Below are 24,584 nucleotides of genomic sequence, written 5' to 3' on the forward strand. Positions count from 1 at the left end.
ACTTGAAACCTGAAACATAAAACCTGAAACAAAACTTTTCTTAATCAAACCTACCAATCTTCGAAGGCAGTTCAAATATCTCAAGATCGAAATATTCTACAGAAGCCATTACGTGATCAAATATATCAGACATAATATATTCGTAATTGGCCCAGCGTTTATCGCTCGAAAAAGCATAAATTTCTAATGGAACTCCATTCGCAGTCGATTGCAGTTGACGGCACATCATGTGCATGTCTTTGTTTAAACCGGGATGTGTTACCAAATATTGCATGATATACTTGCGAAACAATCCTAAATTGGTCATGTTTCGGCCATTAAGTGCCAAAGTTTTATCAATTCCGCGAATCTCATTGTATTTGTCGATTTCGGATTGTCTGGTTTCGATATAAGAAGAAATCAATTGTACTTTTTTCATCTGATTCAAATCTTCGTCATTCAAAAAACGAATGCTGCTGCTTTTGATCAAAACGTGTCTTTTAATACGTCGACCGTCAGATTTCTGCATACCGCGCCAGTTCTGAAAAGAATCAGAACTCAAAGCATAGGTTGGAATTGTGGTAATCGTGTTGTCAAAATTTCGAACCTTAACGGTCGTCAGGTTAATTTCGATTACATCACCATCAGCACCGAATTTATCCATCGTAATCCAGTCGCCAATACGAACCATATCGTTTATCGCGACCTGAACGCTCGAAACAAACCCGAGAATAGTATCTCTGAATATCAAGATAATAATAGCCGAAAGTGTTCCTAAGATAGTCAGCAATTCGCCTTGTTTGATTCCGAATAACTTCGAAATAATAATGGCAACCCCAAAAATCCAGAGAACTATCATAATAACCTGAACAAAACTGTCGATTGGTTTGTCGCTGTATTCCGGTTTTTGCTTTAAATAATCACGTAAAGCATTAAAAATGGTGCGGGTAATCCATAAACCCAGCAAAACGATATAAACGCCCACTATTTTTCCAAAAACAGACTCCCAGTATTCATATTTGTCCAGAATAATCGGAACAGCCTTGTAAATAAAGAAAAACGGAATTAAATAGGCCGTGTATTTTGTGGTTTTATTGTGAATAAGGTAATCGTCAAATTTTGTTTTGGTACGCTGCGCAAAAACGGCGGTTAGTGTAACCAAAACAAATTTTGCCAAATAATAGATGGCATAAGCCAGTATTACCATAATGGCAATATTAAAGACCAGGCTTACATAAGACGCAATGTTGCGGCTCATGCCCCAGTCTCTAAAAATAGGGTATAAAAAGTTGAATATTTTATCCAAAAGTCTAGGCATTATTCTCCAGGTATTTTTTCTCTATATAAAAAGTTCCAAACGGAATAAGTGACGCTATCTGTATAATTGCAAAAGTTTTTAAATCCCAGTTTTGAGGTTTTTTAAGTAAAATAGCCAACAATACATATCCGATAAATAAAACACCATGTGTCATTCCCAACGGACGTAATAAGGTATGATAAAGTTCAGGATTATTGGTTTTGATGAAAAGCATATTGGTAAACAATACTAAATAAGAGATTCCCTCTAAAATTGCAGTAACTTTGAAAATCTTGAGCATATTCTATTTTTTGAGTTTAATACTAGCAAAATTAAGTATTATCGTTGGTTTTTGCAGTATCAATCAGGAAAGTAATTTACTTTTGTAATCTTAAACTTTGATAATGAGTAAACGCGATTTAAAAAAATATCTTGCCGAATTAGATAAGGAACAGCTCGAAGAGCAAATTATCGAATTGTATGAAAAGTTTAGTCCTGTAAAAGTGTACTACGATTTTGTCTTTAACCCTAAAGAAGATAAGCTATTGCAGGAATGTAAAGTAAAGATTTCACACGAATATTTTCCAATCAAAAAAGCAGGGGCCAGAAAACGTCCGAAAGCAAAATTGCGACGTTCGGTAGCGCAGAAATACATCAAACATTTTATTTTGTTAGGAGTTGATCCTTTTGTTGTTGCTGATATTATGCTTTACAATATAGAAATAGCACAAACTTATTCGTCTCAAAATCCGGTTAAGCAGGATTTATTCTGTAAAAGCATCTTCAATTCCTTCGAACAGGCAGTGAATTTTTCGATTTCCAATGGAATTTTACCGGATTTTAAAGAAAGAATCATCACCATTCAACAAGAAACTCTTCAACAAAAATGGATAAATAGGTACGATTTCGAGGCAATTTTAGAGAAAATCGACTAATAAAGTGATTCTCATAAAAAATCTTATTTAAAAAAAACATTTATTTTAGGTTAAAATAAAGTGAAAAACTGTTTTTTCGGTGTATTTTTGCAAAAATCCAAAAATAAACAATGTCTCAAAACACTTTAGAAATAGAAAGAGAAGAGAAAAAAGAACTTTATGCATATCAAAAAGGCGATATTGATGCCATTTTTGATCGTTTAGACAACGCTCCTCCGAAACATCATTTATTATATCAATTGCCTACTGGTGGTGGAAAAACTGTGATTTTTTCCGAAATTGTTCGTCGTTATTTAGCTAATAATGATAAAAAAGTGGTGGTCCTGACACACCGTATCGAACTTTGTAAGCAAACCTCAAAAATGCTAAAAGGGTTTGGTGTTTCCAATAAAATCATTAACAGTAAAGTAAAAGAATTACCGGATCAAAACGATTTCTCTTGTTTTGTGGCCATGGTCGAGACTTTAAAAAACCGTATCAATGACGAAAAACTACATTTAGATAACATTGGTTTGGTTATTATTGATGAGGCACATTACAATTCATTCCGAAAATTACTAAACTCATTCAAAAATGCTTTTATTCTTGGAGTAACAGCAACGCCTTTGAGTTCAAATATAAAATTACCGATGCACCAGAGTTACAATGAACTTATTGTGGGTGATACCATTAGTTCATTGATTGACAAGGGATTTTTGGCTCGTGCAACAACCTATAGTTATGATGTTGGATTAACCTCTCTTAAAGTAGGTATTAACGGTGATTATACCGTAAAATCATCCGATGATTTGTATACGAATACCATCATGCAGGAAAAATTATTGCACGCTTATACAGAACGCTCAATAGGTAAAAAGACCCTGATTTTTAATAATGGTATCCACACTTCATTATATGTTTATGAAACATTTAGAGAAGCAGGGTACGACATCAGACACCTTGATAATACCAGCAGCTCAGAAGAGCGTAAAGATATTTTACAATGGTTCAAAAAAACACCGGATGCGATTCTGACTTCTGTGGGAATCTTAACAACAGGTTTTGATGAACCAACGGTTGAAACGATTATTTTGAACAGAGCGACTAAGTCATTAACGCTTTATTATCAGATGATTGGTCGTGGATCCCGTAAATTACCCGGAAAAGACGAATTTACAGTAATCGACCTGGGGAATAACGCCGCACGTTTTGGTTTATGGAGTGAGCCGGTAAACTGGCAGCACATCTTTAAATCGCCTGAATTTTATTTAGAGAATCTTCGTGATGATACTGAGATTGAAATGTACTTTAAATACAGTATGCCGCCGGAATTACGTGCTAAATTCAGCAAAACCGCCGATGTAACTTTTGACGTTGATGAAGAACATAAGTTAATTATCAAACAAAATTTACGTTCAAAAGTGGTTTTAGACAAATCGTTAGAACAACATGCTTCCATGTGTGTGGACAATACAGAAACGCTGCAAGAAGCAAAATCATTAGGAAAAGAACTTGATGATGATATAGAATGCCGTATCAAACGTTTTGCAAAATGTTTGAGTCAGTGTAGTAAAAATTACCGCGAATGGCTTCTTGACGATTATAAAAAGAACCTGACGTTATTAATAGGTAAGAAGTATCGTGAAAAAATCATGAACGAACCGGACGAATAGAAAAATTTTGTTTCAGGTTTAAGGTTTCAGGTTTTTTTGGAATCTAAACAAAATTATATTCTTAAAAGGAGAAATAGCATTTTAGAGTAATTCATTCTATTGCGATTTCTCCTTTGCAAATTACCAGAAACTCATTTTTAAGTTATCAAAGCAACCTGAAACTTGAAACCAATAAAAACAAAATAAACAAAATAAAAAGATGTCTAAACAATTCTCATCATTAGGAATTTCAGCACCAATTTTAAAAGCATTAGGCGAATTGAACATTGTTGAACCAACAGAAATTCAACAAAAAACAATTCCATTACTTCTGGCTGAAACTCAGGATGTAGTTGGTTTAGCCAAAACAGGAACTGGTAAAACCGCAGCTTTCGGATTGCCGTTGCTGCAGTTAGTTGCTGCAGAATCTCCTGTTGTTCAGGCTGTCATTTTAGTTCCAACGAGAGAACTTGGACAGCAAATCTTTAGAAATTTAGAAGATTTTGGAAAACATATTCCAAATATTTCTATTGCTTCAATTTGCGGAGGAATTCCAATAAAACCACAAATTGAGCGATTAACACAACCTACACAAATAGTTGTAGCTACACCGGGACGTTTAATTGATTTGATTCAGCGCAAAGCGATTGATTTAAAACAAACTTCTTATTTAGTGCTGGATGAAGCCGATGAAATGGTTTCGATACTTAAAGAAAGTTTGGACGAGATCATCGCGGAACTTCCTAAAAAACACCGTACTTTATTGTTTTCTGCTACTTTACCGGGAACGATCAAACAACTGATTCAGAACTATTTGAATAAAAATGTAGTTCAGGTCAGCGCAAATATGGAAACTGCAGGTAATCAGGGAATTGATCACGAATATATTGTAGTGGATCCAATTGAAAAACTGGATGTTTTAATGCATTTCCTGAATTCAAAAGAGGGGGAACGCGGTATTATTTTCTGTAAAACCAAAGCAGCAGTCAATAAATTGGCGAAGAATTTAGCGATCAATCGTTTTTCTTCAGGAGCACTTCACGGCAGTTTGTCGCAAGGAATACGTGACAGAATCATGGAGCAGTTTCGTGAAGGACATATCAATATATTAGTGGCTACAGATTTGGCAGCCAGAGGAATTGATGTAAAAGAGATTTCTTATGTGGTGAATTATCACTTACCTGACACTTATGAAAACTACGTTCACCGAAGCGGAAGAACGGCAAGGGCAGGAGCAAAGGGGCTTTCACTAACGGTTTTACAGGAGGAAGAAGTAGCAGAAATTCCGGAATTTGAAGCAGAATTAGGAATTAAATTCACCAAATTTCAAAAACCGTCGGCTTTAAGTCTTGAAGAGAACAATATGCTTTTATGGGCCAAGCAGATTTTCAAAACAAAGCCCAATCATGATATTTCAACTGATCTGAAAACGAAGGTAAAGACCGTTTTTCATCATCTGACTAAAGACGAACTAATTGAAAAATTGATGGCCAGTTATGTTTTACAGAACAAAGTTGAAGTCACCGAAAAACCTGTTAAAAAATTCAAAAAGTAATATTCCGGCCGATTAACTTTGCTAATTTATGTCGTATATTTATAAGGTAATTTCACTATAATCCCAGTTAATATACAGCATATATGAAGATAGTCATCATAGGAGGTGGTTTTGCAGGAATCAATCTTGCAAAAGAGCTTGTTAACCATCCTCAGATACAGGTAACTCTTGTAGACAAGAACAATTATAACTTTTTTCCACCACTTATATATCAGGTTGCTACGGCTTTTTTAGAGCCCTCAAGTATCAGTTATCCGTTTAGAAAATTCTTTGCTGGTAAAAAGAATCTTGAGTTTCGTTTAGGAGAATTGCTTTCTGTGGTTCCGGCCGAGAATAAAATCATCCTGAACAACGGAGAATTAACATACGATCATTTAGTTTTTGCAACCGGTGCTGAAACCAGTTATTTTGGAATGGAAAATGTAATGAAAAACGCCATTCCGATGAAAACGTTAAACGACGCCATCGAAATGCGTAATGCACTGCTTAAAAACCTTGAAAAAGCAGCAATTACCAAAGACATGCGTAAACGACGCAAATTATTAACTATCGTTGTAGCAGGAGGAGGCCCGACAGGTGTGGAAGTATCCGGAATGTTTGCCGAAATGCGCAAAAGTATTCTGTTAAAAGAATATCCCGAATTAGAAACATCAGCCAGTAATGTGTATTTGGTTGATGGGGGAGACGCACTCCTCTCACCTATGAGCAAAGCCTCTCAGGAGGATACCCTTGAGGCACTTACCAAACTTGGTGTTGTGGTAAAACTTCAAACACGTGTTGTTGACTATGTTGATGATACTGTTCATTTTGCAAATGGAGAAACAATTAAAACCAAAAACCTGATTTGGGCAGCCGGAGTTTCTGCTAAATTTTTGAAGGAATCCCAACAGAAAGTTATGGTCGTGGAAAACGAATGGCGACTGATGAATACAATAAAGTCAACGGACTCGTAAATATTTACGCTATTGGTGACACAGCCATCACAGCCGGTGACAAAAATTTCCCGGACGGGCATCCGCAAGTGGCGCAGGTCGCTATTCAGCAAGGATTAAATTTGGCCAAAAACTTTAAAGCAATGGTTCAAAACAAACCTTTAAAAGCATTTATGTACAATGACAAAGGTTCTATGGCAATTATTGGAAAAAATAAAGCTGTTGTAGATTTACCAAGTCCAAAATGGCATTTTAAAGGATTCTTTGCCTGGTTTATTTGGTTATTTGTTCATTTGATGTCTTTGATTACCTATAGAAACAGATTGAATACCTTCTGGAACTGGATGATTGCTTATTTCGCAAAAGATCAGTCTTTGAGAATGATTATCAGACCGGATAAACGATAATAAAGAGAATTGATAAAATTCAATTTTTAAATTCCAAACTCCAATGAACTGAGAGTATTTAATTGAGCATAAAAAAAGCCAGAATTATTAAATTCTGGCTTTTTTTATTATAGTGAGAATGTACTTTTTCTCTTTTCCGTCGAAATGACAATTTAGAATATCTTTATTAGTGACCAATCATAATATCATCTTCCGCAGATAATTCAACTTTTTGCTTGATAGAACGTTTGCTGATATTTAAAAAGACAAAAGCTGTAAGAGTAGTGATGGTCATAATAGCCACCATTGGAGCTACAGAATCTTTAACGAAAACTCCAACAGCAAACGAAGCCAAAGCCCCAATACCCAACTGAATAGCCCCCATTAATGCTGAAGCACTCCCTGTATTTTTAGCAAAAGGTGCCAGGGTAAGTCCGGCGGTATTTGGATTCGAAATTCCCAGACAAGCCAGAAATAAAAACAACATTCCGATAGTTTGATACAATCCCAAAAGGTCATTTAAAGCCAGAATTAGAAAAAGGATACTAATAACAGACTGTGAAATCAATGCTCCAAAAATCATCTGTTCACTAGAATATTTCTTCAATAACACTGAGTTTAACTGACTTGAGCCAATAAAACTTAACGACATAAAAGCAAAAATCCAACCGTAAGTCTTGGCATCAACGTGATAAATATCCATAAAAATGATAGGTGAGGCCGCAACGTATGAAAATAAGCCCGAAAAAGCGATTGCACCGGTAAAGGCATAAGTATAAAACTGAGGTTCTTTAAAAACGATGATAAAATTGGTAATAATAGGTTTTGGCTTCAAAGATATTGAAGTATCAGGCTTATAAGTATTTGGTAAACCAACTTGTGATGCAATTAATATAGCAATTCCCATACACATTAGGATAAAAAATACGGTATGCCAGCCATAATCTTCTGTAACATAACCTCCAATTGTTGGTGCCAGCATAGGAGAAAGTCCAACGACAAGCATTAATAAAGAGAATACTTTTGGAATGTCTTTTACAGGAAACAAATCACGAACCATCGCTACAGAAGCCACTGTGGCAGCACAACTACCAATGGCCTGAACAAATCGTAAAAGGATAAACGAATCAATATTAGTTACATAAATACATCCCAAAGAAGCCAGAATATAAACCATCAAACCTACAAACAAAGGTTTTTTTCGGCCAAAACGATCCAATAATGGTCCGTATAATAATTGTCCCGCTGAAATTCCGATAAAATAACTGGATAAACTCATGGATACTTTTGCTACCGAAGTGTGCAAATCCTTTGCTATACCTGAGAAACCAGGAAGATACATGTCTATTGAAAATGGGCCGAGTGCTGTTAAAGAACCTAAAATAAGGATAAGGGTAATGTATTTTTTTGTTGTCATTTTCTTAAAAAATTGCTTTTCATTTTTTGCAAAGGTAAAGATTTCATATCTTGTAGTGTAATTTAAACGTTTTTTAATAAAACGTTTGATTAGGTTACGCATTAATTGAACTATAAAAAAGCATTATTAACACTAATCTTAAAATCAAAAATTATGAAAAATTACATTTTAGTATTCGCGCTTATTTTTACCACAATTTCATTTGCACAAACCATTACGTCCAAAAAAGAAGAGGCAAATGTAGAGCAGTACGCATTACTGCAAAAAGTAAACAAATATTACCCGGACATTACTTTAAACAAAACCGTTACCAATTTTTATGCAGATGGCAATATTATTGACACGCATCAGGAGTTTGATTTGACAACTTCAAAATTTTCAAGCTACAAAATCGGACTTGAGCCGGATAACAAAAAATTGCTGTTTGAATACGTTTCTGATGAAACCGGAAAAGTTTACGGAGACGTAACCATTTTTAAAGGAAATGCATTGCGAACTACTTTCAATGAAAAAAATAATGAAATTAGCGTATCGCTAAACGGAAAACCAGTTTACCTGAAAAAGATAAAACAAAACTAAAACAATAGATTTTAGACTAAAAATTGAAATCAAACAGAAGCATTCGCTACGGTGAATGCTTTTTTATTTTATATTTGAAGCTGATTGAATTACAAATACTTTTAAATCAAAATGAAGAAAATTTTCGTATTCTTATTAATGATTGTTGCTATAGCGTCATATTCGCAAACCAACCGATTTACTGGAACCTGGAGCACTGAAAATTGTAAAACCTGCAGCAAAGAATATGTCCTGAAAATTAATATGGCACAATCCAATAATAAAATATTTGGAACGGCTGAGATTACAAGCGACAATCAGAAATTTGTCAGTGGTGTTATGGAAGTTACCGGTAATGTATACGCGCTTGGCGAAAAAGCTCAAATTACCATTAAAGGCAAAGACGGTTCTGCAGGTGCAGTTTTATTTGCAAAGGATGATGTTCTACAATTCTCAAAAAGAGGCGGTGACGATTTAGTTCCCAAAGAAACGGTTCTGACCAAGTTGTACGAGTAGAACTATTTACCACATAGTCCCGATGCATCGGGATGTTTCTATAAAAGAGTATAAAAAGAAATATGTTTCTAACGCATAGTAGTCACTGTATGTTTTAAATAAGTGAAACGTCTTTTATGAGAGTGTTAAACCTATGTTTTTTTGGGTACCATGAAGTGGAAGAGAATAATATTATGTAAAATAGAAAATGTGAAATTATTATGATACGAGAATTGCATAATTGAAAAAGTAGGAATTTCAAGATCGACATTTTATAGAAAGTTTAAGACAAAATCCTTTTATGCCGGATGAAATCCTGGAAATTGCCAAAATTCTTTGTCCGGATGAGTTTTATTAGTTGATGATGTTGTTAAACATTATCTATGGAATTTTGCAGTATTTGAAAAATAAATTTCAAAATAATATTTTACGGGAATCTCAGCAAACAGGAATTAGCATGATATTTTTAAAGGATGTATCACAGGCTGTAAATTCAGTTTATAAAATTTAGAAGTTTAGTTGAGATAATCCTGTCAAATATTATGGATGCAATTTTGCAGTATTTGAAAAATAAATTTCAAAATAATTTTTTACGAGAATCTCAGCAAACAAGAATAAGCATGATATTTTTTAAACGAGTTATCTATCAAAGGCTAAAATTAAGTTTTATAGAATTTGCAAGTTTAGCAATAATCTTGTTGAACATTTTGGATGCAATTTTGCTGTATTTGAAAAATAAATTTCAAAATAATATTTTAGGAGAATCTCAGCAAACGGGGCTTAGCATGATGTTGAAATTTTAGTTTCTGAATGTTTACAATATTTACTAATGGGTATTATAGTATGGCAACAAAGCAATTCATTAAAAAATCAACAAAGGCTTTAAGCGTTAGTGATTATTTACTGTATACATTTTGACCTATAATTTATAGTATGAATCGCAGAACGTCCAAGAAGATGTTAACAACTTTATCAACAGTATGTTCAACCTCTATTTTCGAACAAATCTAATATATAAAAAAAAAAGAAACATAAAAAAAAGCCCCGTTTTATTGGGGCTTATTTGTTTATTCGCTTTTATTTTCTACCAATTGTAGAACACTTTCTAAAAATCGGTCATTCTTATAAGAATTAGTTTTTTCATCATAGAATTTACAAAGGTACATAGGATTATCATCAGAACCGCCCATTATTTTACCCAAATTTTGTTCGATGTACATTTGCCCATTATTGGGTTGTATTTTTACTGTAACGACATCTCCTAAATTAAATTTTCTCATTGTTTATTAATTAGTTAGTATTTATTAGAACAACAATTTACAATATTTGATCTATCCTTTTACTTCATTAATTAATTTACCATTAATAAAATATTGCATCAAAGACTTTCCTTTGTCAAGCTTGTATAAAGTTCTGACAGTATTACCGTCAAAAGTTCTGATTTCACCAAAAGTTAAAACATCGTCTGCAGTTACAAATGTGTAAGACAAACATCGATTGTCTAAAATAGTAACATTATATATTTTATACTTTGGAATATCTTCATAAATTAAATCGGCTGACAGAAATTCATTTGTTTTAAAATTGTTTTTGAATTTGTTTTTAACCTCTTTGCTTATCATAATATCCGGATAAAAGGAATTAACTTTCTTTATTAATTCGTATTGTTCTATCGTGGCAATGTCTGTTTTTTCAAGATAAACTTTCATATCCGAATCCTGTGCAAGAACTGGGAGGGAAAGGATAAGCAAAAATAATAAAGTAATTTTTTTCATGTGGTTTAGTTTGTGAGTTTATAATTACTAAAGATTTCCAAATATAATGCCAAAAGGTTAAATATCAATAGGTGACTGTTATAAAAGAATAAATAATTATACCTTTATAAAGATAAACTATAAATCATAAAAAAATGAAATTAATAAAACTTACATTACACAAACTATCAACTATTTACATATCTACAGATCATATAGTTGCTTTTTTTCCACATCCACAAAAAGGAAGTGAAATAATTGTTACGAATGGTATCAACATTCCAGTTAACGAAAGTATTGAAGCAATTAAAGAGAAGATAGAAAGATAATCATTGCAACATTTCCAAAAGAAAAGTAGATTGTATATATAATGTCAATAATTTTAATTTCACTTTGTCAATTGCTATAAAAGAATAAATAATTTAACTTTAAAATCTGACTGATTATCAAATATTTAAAAACAAAAAAAAACATATGATAGATTTATTAGACAAAAACGGCTATTTTGAATTTGATTATAATGGAGAAAAATTTCTTGGAGATGTTCAAAAGCCAAAATCTTTTTGTTTCATGGGAAACTACTTAGAGAAGGTTACTATAGATGTAATCATAAATTTAGGAGAATATAAAAGCGGGGTTAGAGCAAATACTGAAGAATTAACGATTATATCTCCTAATATACCCGCCGATATTAAATTTTGGATTGACGCATACTTTACACATAGACCATCCCTGTCAAGATATAATTTTCAATGCGATAAGCCTTTGTAACTTAATACAAAGGCTTGTCTATTATATATTCATTGCAGTATTGTCGAGAAATATATATACCCGTTTTTCGATTGTAAATATTAATGTAGTGATAATCAAATCCGACATGTTTACACCAATTATGTAGGTAAAATATTGATTTACAAAACTCAATTTTTATAGGTCTAATAGATTTATTTTTATTGAATACTGTACAACTGTAAGGAGTAGGGGTAGTATTAGCCATAAACGTTGCTGATTTGAATCTCTACTTCGTGAAGTAAGTTCTTAATTTTAAAACCTCCATTGACGCACACAAGGGTCGAAATATCAAATTCACCTTTCTTTATGATGCTAGTACCTTGCTCTACATAATTGACTAAAATCCAAAACTCATTAGTTCGTATATCTGTAAAAATCCAAATCTTTAAACCATAAGGGAATGACGTTTTTGTAGTAGTCATTTTTACATAATAATCCCCAAATTGAACAATTCCACCGTTGTTCTGAATTGGGAAGGAGGTAATTAAATCATATCCATTTCGTATATAATTCGGGGTTGTTCCCTGATATTCGACTGTATCTAAATGAGTATGATTAGGATAAGTATCATAATTCTGAACATAAAACTTGTTATCTCCCTGCATAGTATGAAAGGTTAACATTGAATAAACCTTTCTATCAAATTGATAACCCGAACCCTGAGAAAACCTTCCATCAATTCGAAACTGCGGTAATTTATACTCTTTTAGATACCTTAATGGTTTTTTTAGGAAATCAGGAAAGTTTGCTATTTGAATGTTTGAGCCGGAACTTGGTGCAGCACTTAAATAGATTTCGGTATAGGCAGTCGCAAAGTAATTTTCAGGAATTACATTTAAATCGACATTAGCCATATCATTTATAACCGAAAGCATGGGCAGACTGTCATAGTTGCTAAAAGAAACGCCATTTACACGCTTATTATCAACATACAAAGACAGTATGAAAAAAGGTGTTTCAATACCTTTTACTGTGAAACCAAGTTCGTAATCGAAAGGAACTTCCTTGACTTTAACAGCGTAGGTTTCATCTAAATATTGAATAAAAGCCATATTTTAATTGAATAAAGGAACTTTTTTCAAGTCCGAAGTTGATAAATATTTTTTTAAATCTGCTCTTAAATCACGCCTTGTAATGACATAATAACAACCAATTACGAGTGGAACAGTAGAAACTTGTTTTACTTTTAGTAATTCTCTGATGGTTTCCTTTTCGTTTTCAAAATTTGACATTGGTTCAGTAATCCACGTATACCAAGGCGCATCTTTTGTTTGCTTATTTGTTCCTAACCAAACCGCTAGTGCCTCAGCAATAACATGAACTTCCTTACGAGGCGTAATTTTATTTAGTTCAATTTCCTTTGTAACTGGATTTGCTACAGCAATTTTTAAATCGTTTTCCGCATTCTCTAAAGCCTTTTCTTCGGCATCCTGAGTAAATTTTTCATACCATTTTCTTAAGAGCGGAAAAAATATGATTATCCCCGTAATAAGAATCCAGTACTTTTGCAGAAAATCAAAGAGCCAAACAGTATTTGCTTGACCCTTAGTTCTATTTGTTATCTCTCTTTGAGCCATAAAGCTTATTTTTTCTTAAATAGTCTATAAGCTAAGAATCCCGCCAATGCAACCAATACGATGTTTGAAATAGTTTTATTGTTTGCGTAAAAAAGTTTGATTTTATCTAACATTGTGTTTGTATTTTAAAAATTAATATTATTTATCTCTTTTGACGTTTGTTTAGACTGTAACGCTGTAAACAGTATAAAAAAAAAGTAAGACAGGAATTATCAAGTAGTTAAACCTGAATTTCTTTTTAGGGGTTACCGTAACGTTATTAAGGTTAAAAGTTCCGATAATATCAATCGCATCCTGTATGTCCGAATCCAAAACAAAAGAAGCTTCTTTTCCAACTTCATGTTTAATTATTGCTTTAGCGATAGTTATTAAAAAGATAGCATCGACGTTTTTAATTTTTTCGTCTGGCTCTAAACCGACAGCCCTAGAAACTCCCTGAATATATGATACAGTGTCATTTTCAATTGGTGGTGCATATCGTGTAATTAGCTTCGTAATGGTATCGTTACCTTTATCGATGTTATTAATAACTACACGTAACATTGCACGAATACCATATTTGATTTCGGTAAACTGTTCAAAGGCTTTATCAGCATCTGTATTGTCTACATAAGGTATTTTTCCCACCCAATTATTAGACGCTACAAATCTTAAGTTGCCCGGATTGTTATTACGAATTCCCCTAGTTCTGTCTTTCTGACCTAAAAAACTACTCATTTGATTCAGTATTTAAAGGTTCTTCGGGAGCTTTTAGAGGTCGAGCAGAAGGTGTACTCTCTTCATTGCCAAAATCAAGTTTTTGCAATTCGTCAGATACAACCTGAATACCTTTTAAAATAGCGGTTACAACTGCACCATATTTCACTACGATTCCGATTACGGATAAAATTGTTTTTAAACTTTTCATATTTAAGTTTATTTAAGTTGTTTTCTTTATTTCGAACGTAAAAAAGTACCTGCGTAACCTCCGTTTTTTGCACGTGGATTTAGCACAAATGCCATACTGTCAATTACTACTTTACCGCCGTTTTTTTGCATTGTTCCCCAATGAAAAGATCGTACGCCAGTTTTAGTATTTGTAAAGGTGCAGGCTACTGAACCAAACCAACCCTTATCCGAAAGATTTGATTTACCAGTTGTTACGCATTTTATTGAAATTAATTCACCTTTTGAAAGCCTCCAACCAGTTGTTAGATGTTGTTCAACACCCTGATTAGGACCCGAAACAGGAGTGTACGTAGTGTACTTTGCACCCGAACGCTTTGATTTAGGTTTGTTCTGATTGTTGTTATAGCCATAATTTTTGTTGCTATAACCCTGATTTCTATATGCCATTACTTTATAATGTGTTTAATTAATAATGTTATTTCAGCCATCTTTTTCAAGATTATTACTATCGAATCCACTACGAATATTATTAGGTAAATCCGATAGTAATTTTTTGGCTTATCTTCTTTTTGCAACCCTAGATCTTGAGTTATTGTTGTTGTCTTTTCTTATGAACCAAATCAAAGCAATAAGACCCGCGACTGCTGCAAGAACAATTTTCCAGTTTCTTTCGAACCAAACTTTCAAGGTTGAACTTACTACGGTAGCACCAACTTCACCAGCGCCTTTCGTGACACCTTTTGAAAGACCATCATTGACACCAGTCATTACAGCATTTCCAAAAATTTCAGCCCCCGCATTTGCGACAGCACCAACAGTTTGACCTGCGGTAGAAATAGCAAGTTGATTATTCATTTCAGCCTCAGCCTGTCTATTAGCTTTTTTTGCCTCATGAGCATCCTGTAAATTTTGTGATATGCTCTGAACAGCCCCACCGACAAAAGGAATTGCCCCCATGATTGGAGTTGCAACTTTTACTAAATTTTTGAATGAGACGTTTTTTTTAATCGCCTTTCCGATTTTTTTAAAGAACCCCATAATTACACAGATTTAAGCGTCCTTACGACGAAGTTAATAACAGCCCCCTGAGATTTGTTAATCTCGATAGCAACAACCGCTACTAAAGGCAGTGTTAATCTATCATCTAAGCCCTGAATTACTTTCCCATCAGTAAGAACTGCCTGTAACGGGTCAATATCCCTACTTAAAGTTTGTAACTCAAAAGGCAGGTACTTTACAACCTGACCATTTTGGTACTGATAAGACAAGTCACTTACCGAAGCATCAACCGTCATAATCGCTAAATCAAAGCCCTGAACATCAATTTTTTTATTGAATTCCTCGGAAGCAACTGTTTTCTGCTCGAAAAAGTACAAGTTGTTTGTCGCTACAGGTTCTTCAATTCCATGTAAATCGTAACGTTTTGCTGAAACTAAGTCCTCTAAAACAATTTTAATGCTTTCTTTATCGGCAAGAAAAACAGAGCCCCCTTCAGCAATTTCACATAATGCGATTAAAGCATTGTTTGCGTCTGACTGTGTACATTCCGTACCGTACGTACTCGCCAAAATGAAGTCTTTAAGCAACACTTTGTTTGCTAAAATGACGTTTGAACCGTTTCCACGCTCAATGTATACGCTGATTTTTTCGGTAGTTAATCCCGATAAAGGCAAATCACTTGAAACAATCAAAGAACCAATTGATTTTGTAACGGTTAATTCCTGCGTTTTCGTAACGCCTGTAATAGTTGCAATTTTCATTTGTTATAAATTTTATTTGTTTAAATTTCTTTCACAAAGGTTATTGCAACTATTATTTGACGTTTTCTAATTCTTTCTATTCCTTTCTAATTTTTTCTATTTTTTACCATTTTAAGAAAGAATTTTGTACTCAATTAAATCTGAAATCATTAAATATTTTCTCTTCAATGCGAGACTATCTAAAATGATTTGATACTCTTTTCTAGCAGTTGGATAACTAACTTCGAGAATATGCATTAACTGAGTTTTAGTAACTTTTTGGCTTGTATTCTGTGTTTTCATGGCTTATAAAAATAAAAGTTGGTGTTCGTGGAATAGTTCAGAATCAAAGTCATTTACTATTTTTTCCTTTGTTCTAAATTCGTGTAGATAAAAATGTAATTTGTTTTTAAACCACATTAAAAGTGGTTTTTCAGTAGTTAGGTCTAAATCTTCCAGTAAAAGATTTAAAGCAACGATATAAGATATATCCTGATTGTTTGAGTAATATTCTCTAAACAGAGACTTCGCAAGACGTTTTTTGATTGTTGTTGAAGAAAGAACAACTTTCTTTAAGCGTTTGATTATAGGATTGAATTTGGTAATCTGAGATTGCAAAAAATCAAAATCAAACAAGATGATAAGCTTTTCTTTATTGATTTGACTTTTGCCAGTATTCTCACGAAGTTCAAAAAAACCTTTAGTTGCAATTTTCAGTAACTCGTAAAGATTTGCTTTATTAAAAATACCCCAAGTCATTGTCTGACTAATATTTATATCTGCTTTGGAATATTCGTTTAACCCTCTGAAAAACGCAGAATTTAATTGATATTCAAAACGCCAAACGTTGTCATTTTTCAAACCATTATTAGCATAATAATCATTTATATAAGGCTTTTCAGTTAATTGCAACGACAGCGTTTTGTTATAGCATCTTATTATTTTGTCGGATGTTCTTTTGCCTATTTGGAAGCCGTTAAGTATTGATTTTCCTTTGTACGTTTCAAAATAGCTTTGTAGATTTTTCGGACGCCCCGAAATAAGATAGTTACCTGCAACCACATTACTATATAAATTACGGTAAGAATTGTTGATGTCAGACTTATCAAGGCATATATCCAGTCTATTAATAGACTTAAACAAGTAGTTCGTTTCATCGCAAAAAGCGTTTATAATACCACTCAGGGCATCGTTAGACAAAGTGTAAAATAGATTGTTTTCGAATTGTAATTGAGCAAATTGCTCACTCATAATAACGGAACGGGGTTTTGCGGTATAAATACCAATTTTTAAATCTTCGTAATATAAGTCGGCTCTTAATTCAAATATCTTAGTTCCATATTCGTATGGTTTTAAACGAAATTTTGAATGTTCGGGAAATTCTCCAAACGGCTGACCTTCGAGATTAATAATTAAGTAGTCTATATTTATAAGAGTAGTTTTTAAATTGTTGTTTTTAAATTTAATCTTGGCTTGATGTCTTTCTTTGTATGAAATCATAGATTTGAGTAGGTTTTGAGTGAGTTAGTTGCCGTTATACCCTACGGCAACAATAAAAAAAATCGAAAGGGGAGGAGTAAAAATTTAATTTTCTGAATTTTGCCATAATGAATAATGATTTTTTGGCAGATCATTAATTGTAAACTCTTTCTTTGATATAGCCTCAGTTATTTTCTTTTCAACTTCAAAAAATTTTTGTTTGTAATTTGAAATTTCATGATTAAAAAAAGTATTAATCTGATGACCAATTTTTATAATTTCCTGAATCGTAAAATTGTGCTGATATTTAAGACTTAGTAAATCAACAGTTTCTACAGGATTTTTTGAATACTCGTTTAAATCATAGTTTAAGCCAGCTAGTTCCATGATTAAATTTTCTCTTTTTTGAATTAATATTGAAATCGTTGACATATATTAAGGTGTTAATAGATTATGTTTAAGTAGTTTGTGTAAAAGAAATTTTGAAGAAATTTCAGCAGTATCACAGTAAAAAATAAACTCATGCATACGATGTTGTAATTGAATAATGAAACAATCTTTTTCAATATTGATAGAAATTCCTACATTTGAACCTCTAATACGAATATGTAGCATTCTTAAAGCCATTTGCTCAGTTTTACAAAATGGACGAATCTTTTTCAGGAAAGTTTTTGGTTTAAATTTTGTGTGACGCATTTGCTCTACATACTTGAGTAGTAGTACATAATTCTCCAGTGAGGAACGTTTTAAGGCCATGTGGTATTTGTTAATAAGTTACATAACAAATGAACTATAATTTATATTATGTAAAATAGACAATTTAGAGAATTGTTCTACTGTGATTCATTATCCTTTCAATATTTTCGATAAAGATTATTCTAATGCAAAAGAATCGATTCTCAGTGCTACTCTGTGTCTGTACTTTCACCAATCCATATCAATAACTAATTTAAATTGAGTTTCAAAATTGCAATGAGCTGTTTTAAAAGCTTTAAAATGGTTATATTTAAGATTTCTTTAAAATAATTATATTCTGTATGGGATGCTTTCATTCTAAGACATAATTTTCTTATTTTTACATTCGATACTTTAAAAAAAATATCAACCGTATGAATACAATTGCTGAGCATATTGCAGATTTTTTAAAAGAATACCCGCCATTTGATAATTTAACTTTTCAGGAATTATCAGATATTGCAACTAACATTCGTGTGATCAATTTAGAAAAACATGCAGTATTATTTCAAAACAATGACCTGCTTCATGACAGCTTTTATGTTGTTGCTTCGGGTATTGTAAATCTGACCACAATTGCTGATGCCGAGGAAACGATTATAAACAAATGTCATGAAGGAGATATTTTTGGCTTACGTCCGTTTTTTGCCAAAAATAACTATATGATGACGGCTAAAGCTCGTGAAGAAAGTATTATTTATGCTATTCCAATTGCAGTTTTCAGACCATTCGTAGCGAATAATTCGGATGTTTTGAATTTTCTGTTGGAGAGTTTTGCTGTAAATTCAAGACATGCAAAGGACAATGTACATTCTAACGGAAAATTGATTTCTGATACTGCTTTTTATGTAGATCAGCAATCTGAAATGCAATACATTCAGTCTTTGGCTTACAATAATTCGCCTTTAACAACCGAATCCAACCAGATTATCAAAGATGTTGCTATTTTAATGACTGAATCTATGGTTGATAATGTTGTGATCTGTGAAAAAAACAATCCAATTGGTATTGTAACCAACGCCGATTTATCTTCAAAAATTGCTACGGGCCGCTATCCTATCACTGAAACGATTGATAAGATTATGTCTTCGCCGGTAGTTACGGTTATTGAAAATGTTTCTTTGGCGGAAGCACAATTATTAATGTTGAAACACAACGTTACTCATTTATGCGTTACCAAAGACGGTACAAGTAAATCTGCTGTAAAAGGAATTATTTCCGAGCATGATCTAATTGTCGCACAAGCCAGTAATCCGGGTGTTTTGATTAAGGAAGTAAAACGTTCTCAATTACCAAAAGATCTAAAACAAATACGTGATCGTTTGTCTGATTTGATTCAGAATTCGATTCAGAAAAACATTCCAATTTCGCATGTCAGCAATATTGCAAGCGAAATTAATCTGGCTATTATTAAGCGTGCTGTCGAGCTGTCTATTTTAGATTTAGGCTCCCCTCCTGCTCGTTTTGCGTGGTTGAGTATTGGTAGTCAGGGGCGTAAGGAGCAGCTTTTACTTACAGATCAGGACAGTATTCTGATTTTTGAAGACGTGGCACCGGACAAGTACAGAGAGGTAAAAGATTACTTTTTAAGACTGGCTAAAAGAACAACTTCAATCTTAGAAAAAGTAGGTTACGAACTTTGTCCAAACGGACATATGGGGAGTAATATGCTTTGGTGTAAGTCATTGACAGACTGGACGAAACAATACAACAGCTGGATGAATACTCCAGGTGAAAATAGTAATGATTTGAGTAGTATTTTCTTTGATTATGAGATTGTTTTTGGAGAACCAAAAATTGAAGAAGTGATCGAAAACGTGATCTTTAAGAATGCGGTAAACAATACTTTGTTTTTTGATTTCTTAGGGAATGATGCTTTAAAACGCAATTCTCCATTAAGTTTTTTCAAAAAGTTTATTATTGAAGAAGAAGGACCGCATAAAACAAAATTTGATATTAAAACCCGTGCATTAATGCCTTTAATTGATTCAGCTCGTTTGCTGATTTTGAATGCTAATATAAAGGGAATTAAAAATACTTATTTGAGATTTAAACAATTAGCGATTACAGATTCTAAAAATGCAGAGATTTATTTAAGCTGTGCTGAAGCTTTTCTAACTTTGTCTAAATTTAGAACTGTTGAAGGTTTGAAAAATGACGATTCCGGACAATATATTAATTTGAGGGAAATGTCGAAAACAGACAAAGAAAAGTTAAAAAATGCCTTAACCCCAATGAAAGACCTTGAGGAATTAATTAAGAGTAAATTTCAACTTACACAATTCTCATAAGTATGCTAGACTGGATTAAAAATATCAATAAAGAGTATCCGGACTTTTGGAAGGAATACTTAACGAAATTTGAAGTTAAACCGAACAGATTTGTGGTGTTATCTACAGAAACTTCAGGTTTAAATCCGAATAAAGATGTTATTTTGTCTTTAGGCGCATTTTCGGTTACGGATGACAGCATTGTGATTAAAGACAATTTTGAAGCTGTTTTGCTGCAGTACAAATTTTTGCAGGATAACGGTCTTTCTAATGAGTTCATCATCGAAAGCAAAATGATGAAGATGCCGGAACCTGATGCGATAGAAGCTCTGATTAATTTTATAGGAAACTCAGTTCTGGTTGGGCATCATATTAATTTTGATATCGAAATGCTAAATGCAGCATTGGAACGTCTGGATTGTGGAAGATTAAAAAATGAAGCGCTGGATATCGATATGATGTACCGAAAATTGATGGACATTAATGACAAACAGTTTTCTCTGGACGATTTAAGTGAAATATTTAAAATTCCGAAAAGCGATAGAAATTCGTCTGCAGAAGATGCGTATAAAATTGGCCTATTATTCCTTAAACTGAAATCGAGATTAGGAATTAAATAGAATGAATGAATCAAAAACATGTTAAAAAGAAGTAAGGAAATCACTGAAAAGTATTTCCTTTTTTTGGCTAAATATATTTGATGTATCCGAAATAAAGGATAACTAATAAGTATTGTAAATCCGATAATCCCAAGGCTTTTTTGGGGTTGTCGGATTTGTTGTTTTAAAGATTTCTTATTAGCTAAAGAAAAGCTGTCAGGCTAAGCGCAATCAAAGTTTTTTAGTTTTGCAGGCCTTCGATTTTGCTTGTTTTTTGTAGCGGCAGAATGAAATGACGTAAATCCCCCTATTGTTGTCATTTACGTACAGTATTGTCTTTTGTAAGTAATCGCATCTTTGTCTTGTTAGTTTGATTAAAAATTAACAGAAAAAGTAAAACAAAATGATAACTATAAATTCTCATCTGGCTTTCAGTGGTAATTGTCTTAAAGTAAAGACGTTCTGTAGAAAATGTCTTAACAGTCAGATTATATTTCAGACCATTGGTGAATCTCCGGGATGCTTAACTTCAACGCAAATCAAAAATAACAAATAATTATAAAGACCTTTTTAATTAACCAATTTAACAAAAATGAAAATGATATTCGTAAAAATAATAACGGTATTGGTAGCTATAGTTTCAATAGCTTTAGTAGTAGCGATGTTTACTAAAAATAAATATACTATAAGGAGAGAAATGATCATCCATAAACCCAAAGCGGAAGTTTTTGATTTTATAAAACTGAATCGAAATCAAAAATTGTACAGTAAATGGCTATTGCTGGATCCTGCTACAAAAATCGAGATAACAGGTACTGACGGAAGCGCGGGCTCTGTCTTGACTTTTGAAAGCAAACACCATAAGACTGGTAAAGGAGAATGGGAAATAAAAAAAGTAGAAAATAACAGAATCGATTTTGAACTTCGTTTTTTAGTGCCTTATGTATTTACGGCAAACGGGCATATGCAAACTGAGACTTTAGCCGGAAATCAAACAAGGCTTATCTGGATTTACAATAGTGGAATGAACTGGCCTAAGAATTTTATGCTTCTTTTCTTTGATATGGATAAAATAATTGGAGCTGATGTAGAAGAAAGCCTAACGAACATAAAAACGATTGTCGAGAAATAAACTATAACCTTTAAAACTACAAAATTATGTCATTTCAAGCTTATTTAACCAATATTAAAACAAAGACAGGAAAAGGTCCTGATGATTTTAAAAAACTTTCAGATGAAAAAGGATTTTCAGTAAGTGGTGAATTAAAACCTGAAGTAAAAGCAACCGAAATTGTAACCTGGCTAAAAGCAGATTTTGATTTAGGTCACGGACATGCAATGGCTATTTATGCGCTTCTTAAAGGATTAAGGAAGTAAAAAAATAATCGATATAAAAAAAGCTGCCCAATGGACAGCTTTTTTTATTTTATGAAGATACTAGACCCTCCCTTTTGTAATTTCATCAACAATTTCAGGGTTTAGCAAAGTTGAAGTGTCTCCAAAATTAGAAAAATCGCCTTCTGCTATTTTACGTAAAATTCTACGCATAATTTTTCCTGAACGTGTTTTTGGCAAGCCTGAAACAAACTGAATTTTATCGAGTTTTGCAATTGGTCCGATGTGGTCAGAAATATATTGATTGATCTCACGACTAAGATTCGATCGGTCGCGGACTTCTCCTGTTTCCTTTAAGATTACAAAACCATATAAGGCATTTCCTTTAATGTCATGTGGGAATCCAACGATAGCAGATTCGGCTACTGCAGGATGTTCGTTGATTGCATCTTCAATAGGAGCTGTTCCTAAATTATGACCGGATACAATTACAACATCATCTACTCTACCGGTAATTCTGTAATATCCTACTTCGTCTCTTAAGGCACCGTCTCCTGTAAAATATTTTCCCGGAAAAGCAGAGAAATAAGTGTCTTTGTAGCGTTGGTGGTCCCCCCAGATTGTTCTGGCGATTCCCGGCCATGGAAATTTAATACATAAACTTCCAACAACCTGATTTCCTTCAATTTCATTGCGTTTTTCATCCATTAAAACAGGTTGAATTCCCGGTAATGGCAAGGTCGCATAGGTTGGTTTAGTTGGGGTTACAAAGGCAATTGGTGAAATCATAATACCACCGGTTTCAGTCTGCCACCAGGTATCTACAACCGGACATCTTTTATCTCCAACGTGATCGTTGAACCAGTGCCAGGCTTCTTCGTTGATTGGCTCTCCAACGGATCCAATTACTTTAAGTGATTTTAGAGGATACTTTTGGATATAATCTAAACTTTCTTTTGCAAGTGAACGAATTGCAGTTGGTGCTGTATAAAATTGTGTGATTTTATGTTTTTCAATAATGTCCCAAAAACGGCTAAAGTCAGGATAAGAAGGAACTCCTTCAAAAATTACGGTTGTTCCTCCATTTAATAAAGGTCCGTATAAAATATAAGAGTGACCTGTAATCCAACCTATATCAGCAGTACACCAGAAAATATCATTTTCTTCATGATTGAAAACATTCTTAAAGGTATAAGCCGTATAAACCATATATCCGGCTGTGGTATGTACCATTCCTTTTGGCTTACCTGTAGAACCAGAGGTGTACAGAATGAATAACGGATCTTCAGCATCCATTATTTCCGCAACACTATTGTCTAAGGCTTTATCTAATAGAGGCTGTAACCATTCGTCACGGCCGTCTTTCATTTTAACTTCGTTATTAGTTCTTTTTACAACTAAAACTTTAGTAACAGACGGGCAAGTTTCTAATGCCTCATCAACAATTCCTTTAAGGTCAATGTTTTTATTACCTCTGTATCCTCCATCAGAAGTAATAACCATTTTACATTCGCAATCAATTATTCTGGCAGACACAGCAGAAGCTGAAAACCCTGCAAAAACAACAGAATGAATGGCTCCGATTCTGGCACAGGCTAATACAGCTACAGCCAATTCCGGAATCATTGGTAAATAAATACAAACTCGGTCTCCTTTACGTACACCTTGCTCGCGCAAAACATTCGCCATTTTGGAAACTCTTTCGTATAATTCGTTATACGTTATATGTAAAGCGCTTTCTGAGGGATCATTCGGTTCAAAAATGATAGCCGTTTTTTCTCCTCTTTTGCTTAAATGTCTGTCGATGCAATTTTTAGTGATGTTAACTTTTGCTTCTGTAAACCATTTTACTTCCGCATCAGCCATATTAAAATCAACTACTTTTTCCCATTGCTGGTACCAGGTAAAATTTTCCTCAGCTATTTTTCCCCAAAACTTTCTAGGCTCTCTTATTGACTTATTGTAATGTTTAAAATACTGTTCTAAATTTTCAATTTTATAATAACTCATACGTTTTTAGAATTTTTTTTATAAATGTATTAAATATCAGTCTATTCTTAAAATTATTTAATTCATAAATAATAGGAAAAAAAAACAGATATTGAAAAAAATATTACTTTTTAATAAGTATAATCTAAAAAATGGCTTTTTGATGAAAAAAGACATTTTGCAAAAAAGGCACGATAAATGAATACCATGCCTTTTTAATTTTAACAATTTCAATAACAATT

The 24,584-nt window shown here is 33.1% G+C and carries 28 protein-coding genes and 1 pseudogene; 13 read left to right on the forward strand and 16 right to left on the reverse strand.

Translation table 11 applies throughout. From position 1 onward, the window contains the following. Nucleotides 1-40: 40 nt before the first annotated feature. Both M4I44_RS15135 and M4I44_RS15140 read right to left on the reverse strand, forming a co-directional pair. Nucleotides 41-1,297, reverse strand: coding sequence for a mechanosensitive ion channel family protein (locus M4I44_RS15135; protein ID WP_026110171.1), 1,257 nt, complete (start codon nucleotides 1,295-1,297; stop codon nucleotides 41-43). After that, the gene (locus tag M4I44_RS15140) at nucleotides 1,290-1,577 is read right to left on the reverse strand and encodes a DUF3817 domain-containing protein (protein ID WP_017498293.1); all 288 of its coding nucleotides are present in this window, start codon (nucleotides 1,575-1,577) and stop codon (nucleotides 1,290-1,292) included. Before M4I44_RS15140 ends, M4I44_RS15135 begins: the two co-directional genes overlap by 8 nt. 103 nt (nucleotides 1,578-1,680) lie before the next feature. On the opposite strand from M4I44_RS15140, the gene M4I44_RS15145 reads away from it, so the two are divergent. From M4I44_RS15145 to M4I44_RS15160, 4 genes and pseudogenes are all read left to right on the forward strand, one after another. Then, nucleotides 1,681-2,211, forward strand: coding sequence for a DUF6155 family protein (locus M4I44_RS15145; RefSeq protein WP_017498294.1), 531 nt, complete (start codon nucleotides 1,681-1,683; stop codon nucleotides 2,209-2,211). A 110-nt stretch (nucleotides 2,212-2,321) separates the two neighbouring features. Next, the gene (locus M4I44_RS15150) at nucleotides 2,322-3,863 is read left to right on the forward strand and encodes a DEAD/DEAH box helicase (RefSeq protein ID WP_017498295.1); all 1,542 of its coding nucleotides are present in this window, start codon (nucleotides 2,322-2,324) and stop codon (nucleotides 3,861-3,863) included. Between the two features lie 199 nt (nucleotides 3,864-4,062). Further along, the gene (locus M4I44_RS15155; protein ID WP_249965225.1) at nucleotides 4,063-5,397 is read left to right on the forward strand and encodes a DEAD/DEAH box helicase; all 1,335 of its coding nucleotides are present in this window, start codon (nucleotides 4,063-4,065) and stop codon (nucleotides 5,395-5,397) included. 83 nt (nucleotides 5,398-5,480) lie between these two features. Further along, nucleotides 5,481-6,736, forward strand: a pseudogene (locus tag M4I44_RS15160) (NAD(P)/FAD-dependent oxidoreductase). Between the two features lie 166 nt (nucleotides 6,737-6,902). Here the strand turns inward: M4I44_RS15160 and M4I44_RS15165 are convergent. Continuing rightward, on the reverse strand, nucleotides 6,903-8,132 hold the full coding sequence (locus M4I44_RS15165; RefSeq protein WP_249965226.1) for a multidrug effflux MFS transporter: 1,230 nt from the start codon (nucleotides 8,130-8,132) through the stop codon (nucleotides 6,903-6,905). A 153-nt stretch (nucleotides 8,133-8,285) separates the two neighbouring features. On the opposite strand from M4I44_RS15165, the gene M4I44_RS15170 reads away from it, so the two are divergent. The 3 genes from M4I44_RS15170 (at nucleotide 8,286) to M4I44_RS15180 (ending at nucleotide 9,988) form a co-directional block, all read left to right on the forward strand. Then, nucleotides 8,286-8,711, forward strand: a complete 426-nt coding sequence (locus M4I44_RS15170) for a hypothetical protein (RefSeq protein WP_017497466.1) — start codon at nucleotides 8,286-8,288, stop codon at nucleotides 8,709-8,711. 111 nt (nucleotides 8,712-8,822) lie between these two features. Next, nucleotides 8,823-9,206 carry a hypothetical protein gene (locus M4I44_RS15175; RefSeq protein ID WP_249965227.1) on the forward strand — a complete coding sequence of 128 codons (384 nt, stop codon included), beginning with the start codon at nucleotides 8,823-8,825 and terminating at the stop codon, nucleotides 9,204-9,206. Between the two features lie 521 nt (nucleotides 9,207-9,727). After that, a complete protein-coding gene (locus tag M4I44_RS15180; RefSeq protein ID WP_249965228.1) occupies nucleotides 9,728-9,988 on the forward strand; it encodes a hypothetical protein in 261 nt (86 codons plus the stop codon). 264 nt (nucleotides 9,989-10,252) lie between these two features. On the opposite strand, the gene M4I44_RS15185 is transcribed toward M4I44_RS15180, so the two are convergent. Then, entirely contained in the window at nucleotides 10,253-10,465 is a 213-nt protein-coding gene (locus M4I44_RS15185) for a hypothetical protein (RefSeq protein WP_249965229.1), read from the reverse strand. 51 nt (nucleotides 10,466-10,516) lie between these two features. Continuing rightward, the gene (locus M4I44_RS15190; RefSeq protein ID WP_249965230.1) at nucleotides 10,517-10,960 is read right to left on the reverse strand and encodes a hypothetical protein; all 444 of its coding nucleotides are present in this window, start codon (nucleotides 10,958-10,960) and stop codon (nucleotides 10,517-10,519) included. A 134-nt stretch (nucleotides 10,961-11,094) separates the two neighbouring features. Between M4I44_RS15190 and M4I44_RS15195 the strand changes: the two genes are divergently transcribed. Together M4I44_RS15195 and M4I44_RS15200 are read left to right on the forward strand one after the other, a co-directional pair. After that, nucleotides 11,095-11,268 (forward strand): hypothetical protein, encoded by a 174-nt coding sequence (locus M4I44_RS15195; protein ID WP_249965231.1) that lies wholly within the window; start codon nucleotides 11,095-11,097, stop codon nucleotides 11,266-11,268. Nucleotides 11,269-11,413: 145 nt separating this feature from the next. Then, nucleotides 11,414-11,710, forward strand: coding sequence for a hypothetical protein (locus M4I44_RS15200; RefSeq protein ID WP_249965232.1), 297 nt, complete (start codon nucleotides 11,414-11,416; stop codon nucleotides 11,708-11,710). A 218-nt stretch (nucleotides 11,711-11,928) separates the two neighbouring features. On the opposite strand, the gene M4I44_RS15205 is transcribed toward M4I44_RS15200, so the two are convergent. The 10 genes from M4I44_RS15205 to M4I44_RS15250 all read right to left on the reverse strand — a co-directional run bounded on the left by M4I44_RS15205 (nucleotide 11,929) and on the right by M4I44_RS15250 (nucleotide 18,170). Continuing rightward, nucleotides 11,929-12,783, reverse strand: a complete 855-nt coding sequence (locus M4I44_RS15205; protein ID WP_249965233.1) for a hypothetical protein — start codon at nucleotides 12,781-12,783, stop codon at nucleotides 11,929-11,931. A 3-nt stretch (nucleotides 12,784-12,786) separates the two neighbouring features. After that, nucleotides 12,787-13,308, reverse strand: a complete 522-nt coding sequence (locus M4I44_RS15210; protein ID WP_249965234.1) for a hypothetical protein — start codon at nucleotides 13,306-13,308, stop codon at nucleotides 12,787-12,789. 162 nt (nucleotides 13,309-13,470) lie between these two features. Next, nucleotides 13,471-14,025: a hypothetical protein gene (locus tag M4I44_RS15215; protein WP_249965235.1), complete on the reverse strand. Its 555-nt coding sequence runs from the start codon at nucleotides 14,023-14,025 to the stop codon at nucleotides 13,471-13,473. Continuing rightward, nucleotides 14,018-14,215, reverse strand: coding sequence for a hypothetical protein (locus M4I44_RS15220; protein WP_249965236.1), 198 nt, complete (start codon nucleotides 14,213-14,215; stop codon nucleotides 14,018-14,020). Before M4I44_RS15220 ends, M4I44_RS15215 begins: the two co-directional genes overlap by 8 nt. Before the next feature lie 26 nt (nucleotides 14,216-14,241). Continuing rightward, nucleotides 14,242-14,643 carry a hypothetical protein gene (locus M4I44_RS15225; protein WP_249965237.1) on the reverse strand — a complete coding sequence of 134 codons (402 nt, stop codon included), beginning with the start codon at nucleotides 14,641-14,643 and terminating at the stop codon, nucleotides 14,242-14,244. A gap of 111 nt (nucleotides 14,644-14,754) precedes the next feature. Continuing rightward, entirely contained in the window at nucleotides 14,755-15,234 is a 480-nt protein-coding gene (locus tag M4I44_RS15230) for a hypothetical protein (RefSeq protein ID WP_249965238.1), read from the reverse strand. A gap of 2 nt (nucleotides 15,235-15,236) precedes the next feature. Further along, nucleotides 15,237-15,956 (reverse strand): hypothetical protein, encoded by a 720-nt coding sequence (locus M4I44_RS15235; protein WP_249965239.1) that lies wholly within the window; start codon nucleotides 15,954-15,956, stop codon nucleotides 15,237-15,239. A 285-nt stretch (nucleotides 15,957-16,241) separates the two neighbouring features. Beyond that, a complete protein-coding gene (locus M4I44_RS15240) occupies nucleotides 16,242-17,435 on the reverse strand; it encodes a hypothetical protein (protein ID WP_249965240.1) in 1,194 nt (397 codons plus the stop codon). Between the two features lie 84 nt (nucleotides 17,436-17,519). Beyond that, complete coding sequence (locus M4I44_RS15245; protein ID WP_249965241.1) at nucleotides 17,520-17,846, reverse strand: hypothetical protein; 327 nt, start codon at nucleotides 17,844-17,846, stop codon at nucleotides 17,520-17,522. 3 nt (nucleotides 17,847-17,849) lie between these two features. Next, nucleotides 17,850-18,170 carry a hypothetical protein gene (locus M4I44_RS15250; RefSeq protein ID WP_249965242.1) on the reverse strand — a complete coding sequence of 107 codons (321 nt, stop codon included), beginning with the start codon at nucleotides 18,168-18,170 and terminating at the stop codon, nucleotides 17,850-17,852. Nucleotides 18,171-18,523: 353 nt separating this feature from the next. On the opposite strand from M4I44_RS15250, the gene M4I44_RS15255 reads away from it, so the two are divergent. The 4 genes from M4I44_RS15255 to M4I44_RS15270 all read left to right on the forward strand — a co-directional run bounded on the left by M4I44_RS15255 (nucleotide 18,524) and on the right by M4I44_RS15270 (nucleotide 22,395). After that, complete coding sequence (locus tag M4I44_RS15255) at nucleotides 18,524-20,440, forward strand: DUF294 nucleotidyltransferase-like domain-containing protein (protein ID WP_089077602.1); 1,917 nt, start codon at nucleotides 18,524-18,526, stop codon at nucleotides 20,438-20,440. Between the two features lie 2 nt (nucleotides 20,441-20,442). Further along, a complete protein-coding gene (locus M4I44_RS15260) occupies nucleotides 20,443-21,039 on the forward strand; it encodes a PolC-type DNA polymerase III (RefSeq protein ID WP_017497471.1) in 597 nt (198 codons plus the stop codon). Nucleotides 21,040-21,610: 571 nt separating this feature from the next. Continuing rightward, nucleotides 21,611-22,150, forward strand: a complete 540-nt coding sequence (locus M4I44_RS15265; protein ID WP_249965243.1) for an SRPBCC family protein — start codon at nucleotides 21,611-21,613, stop codon at nucleotides 22,148-22,150. Nucleotides 22,151-22,176: 26 nt separating this feature from the next. Then, nucleotides 22,177-22,395, forward strand: coding sequence for a DUF4287 domain-containing protein (locus tag M4I44_RS15270; protein ID WP_249965244.1), 219 nt, complete (start codon nucleotides 22,177-22,179; stop codon nucleotides 22,393-22,395). Nucleotides 22,396-22,455: 60 nt separating this feature from the next. Here M4I44_RS15270 and acs read toward each other — a convergent pair whose 3' ends face one another. Further along, a complete protein-coding gene (gene acs, locus M4I44_RS15275) occupies nucleotides 22,456-24,363 on the reverse strand; it encodes an acetate--CoA ligase (protein WP_249965245.1) in 1,908 nt (635 codons plus the stop codon). Nucleotides 24,364-24,584: the final 221 nt, after the last annotated feature.

The sequence above is a fragment of the Flavobacterium sp. B183 genome, from assembly GCF_023539155.1.
GTDB classification, from domain to species: Bacteria; Bacteroidota; Bacteroidia; order Flavobacteriales; family Flavobacteriaceae; genus Flavobacterium; species Flavobacterium tructae.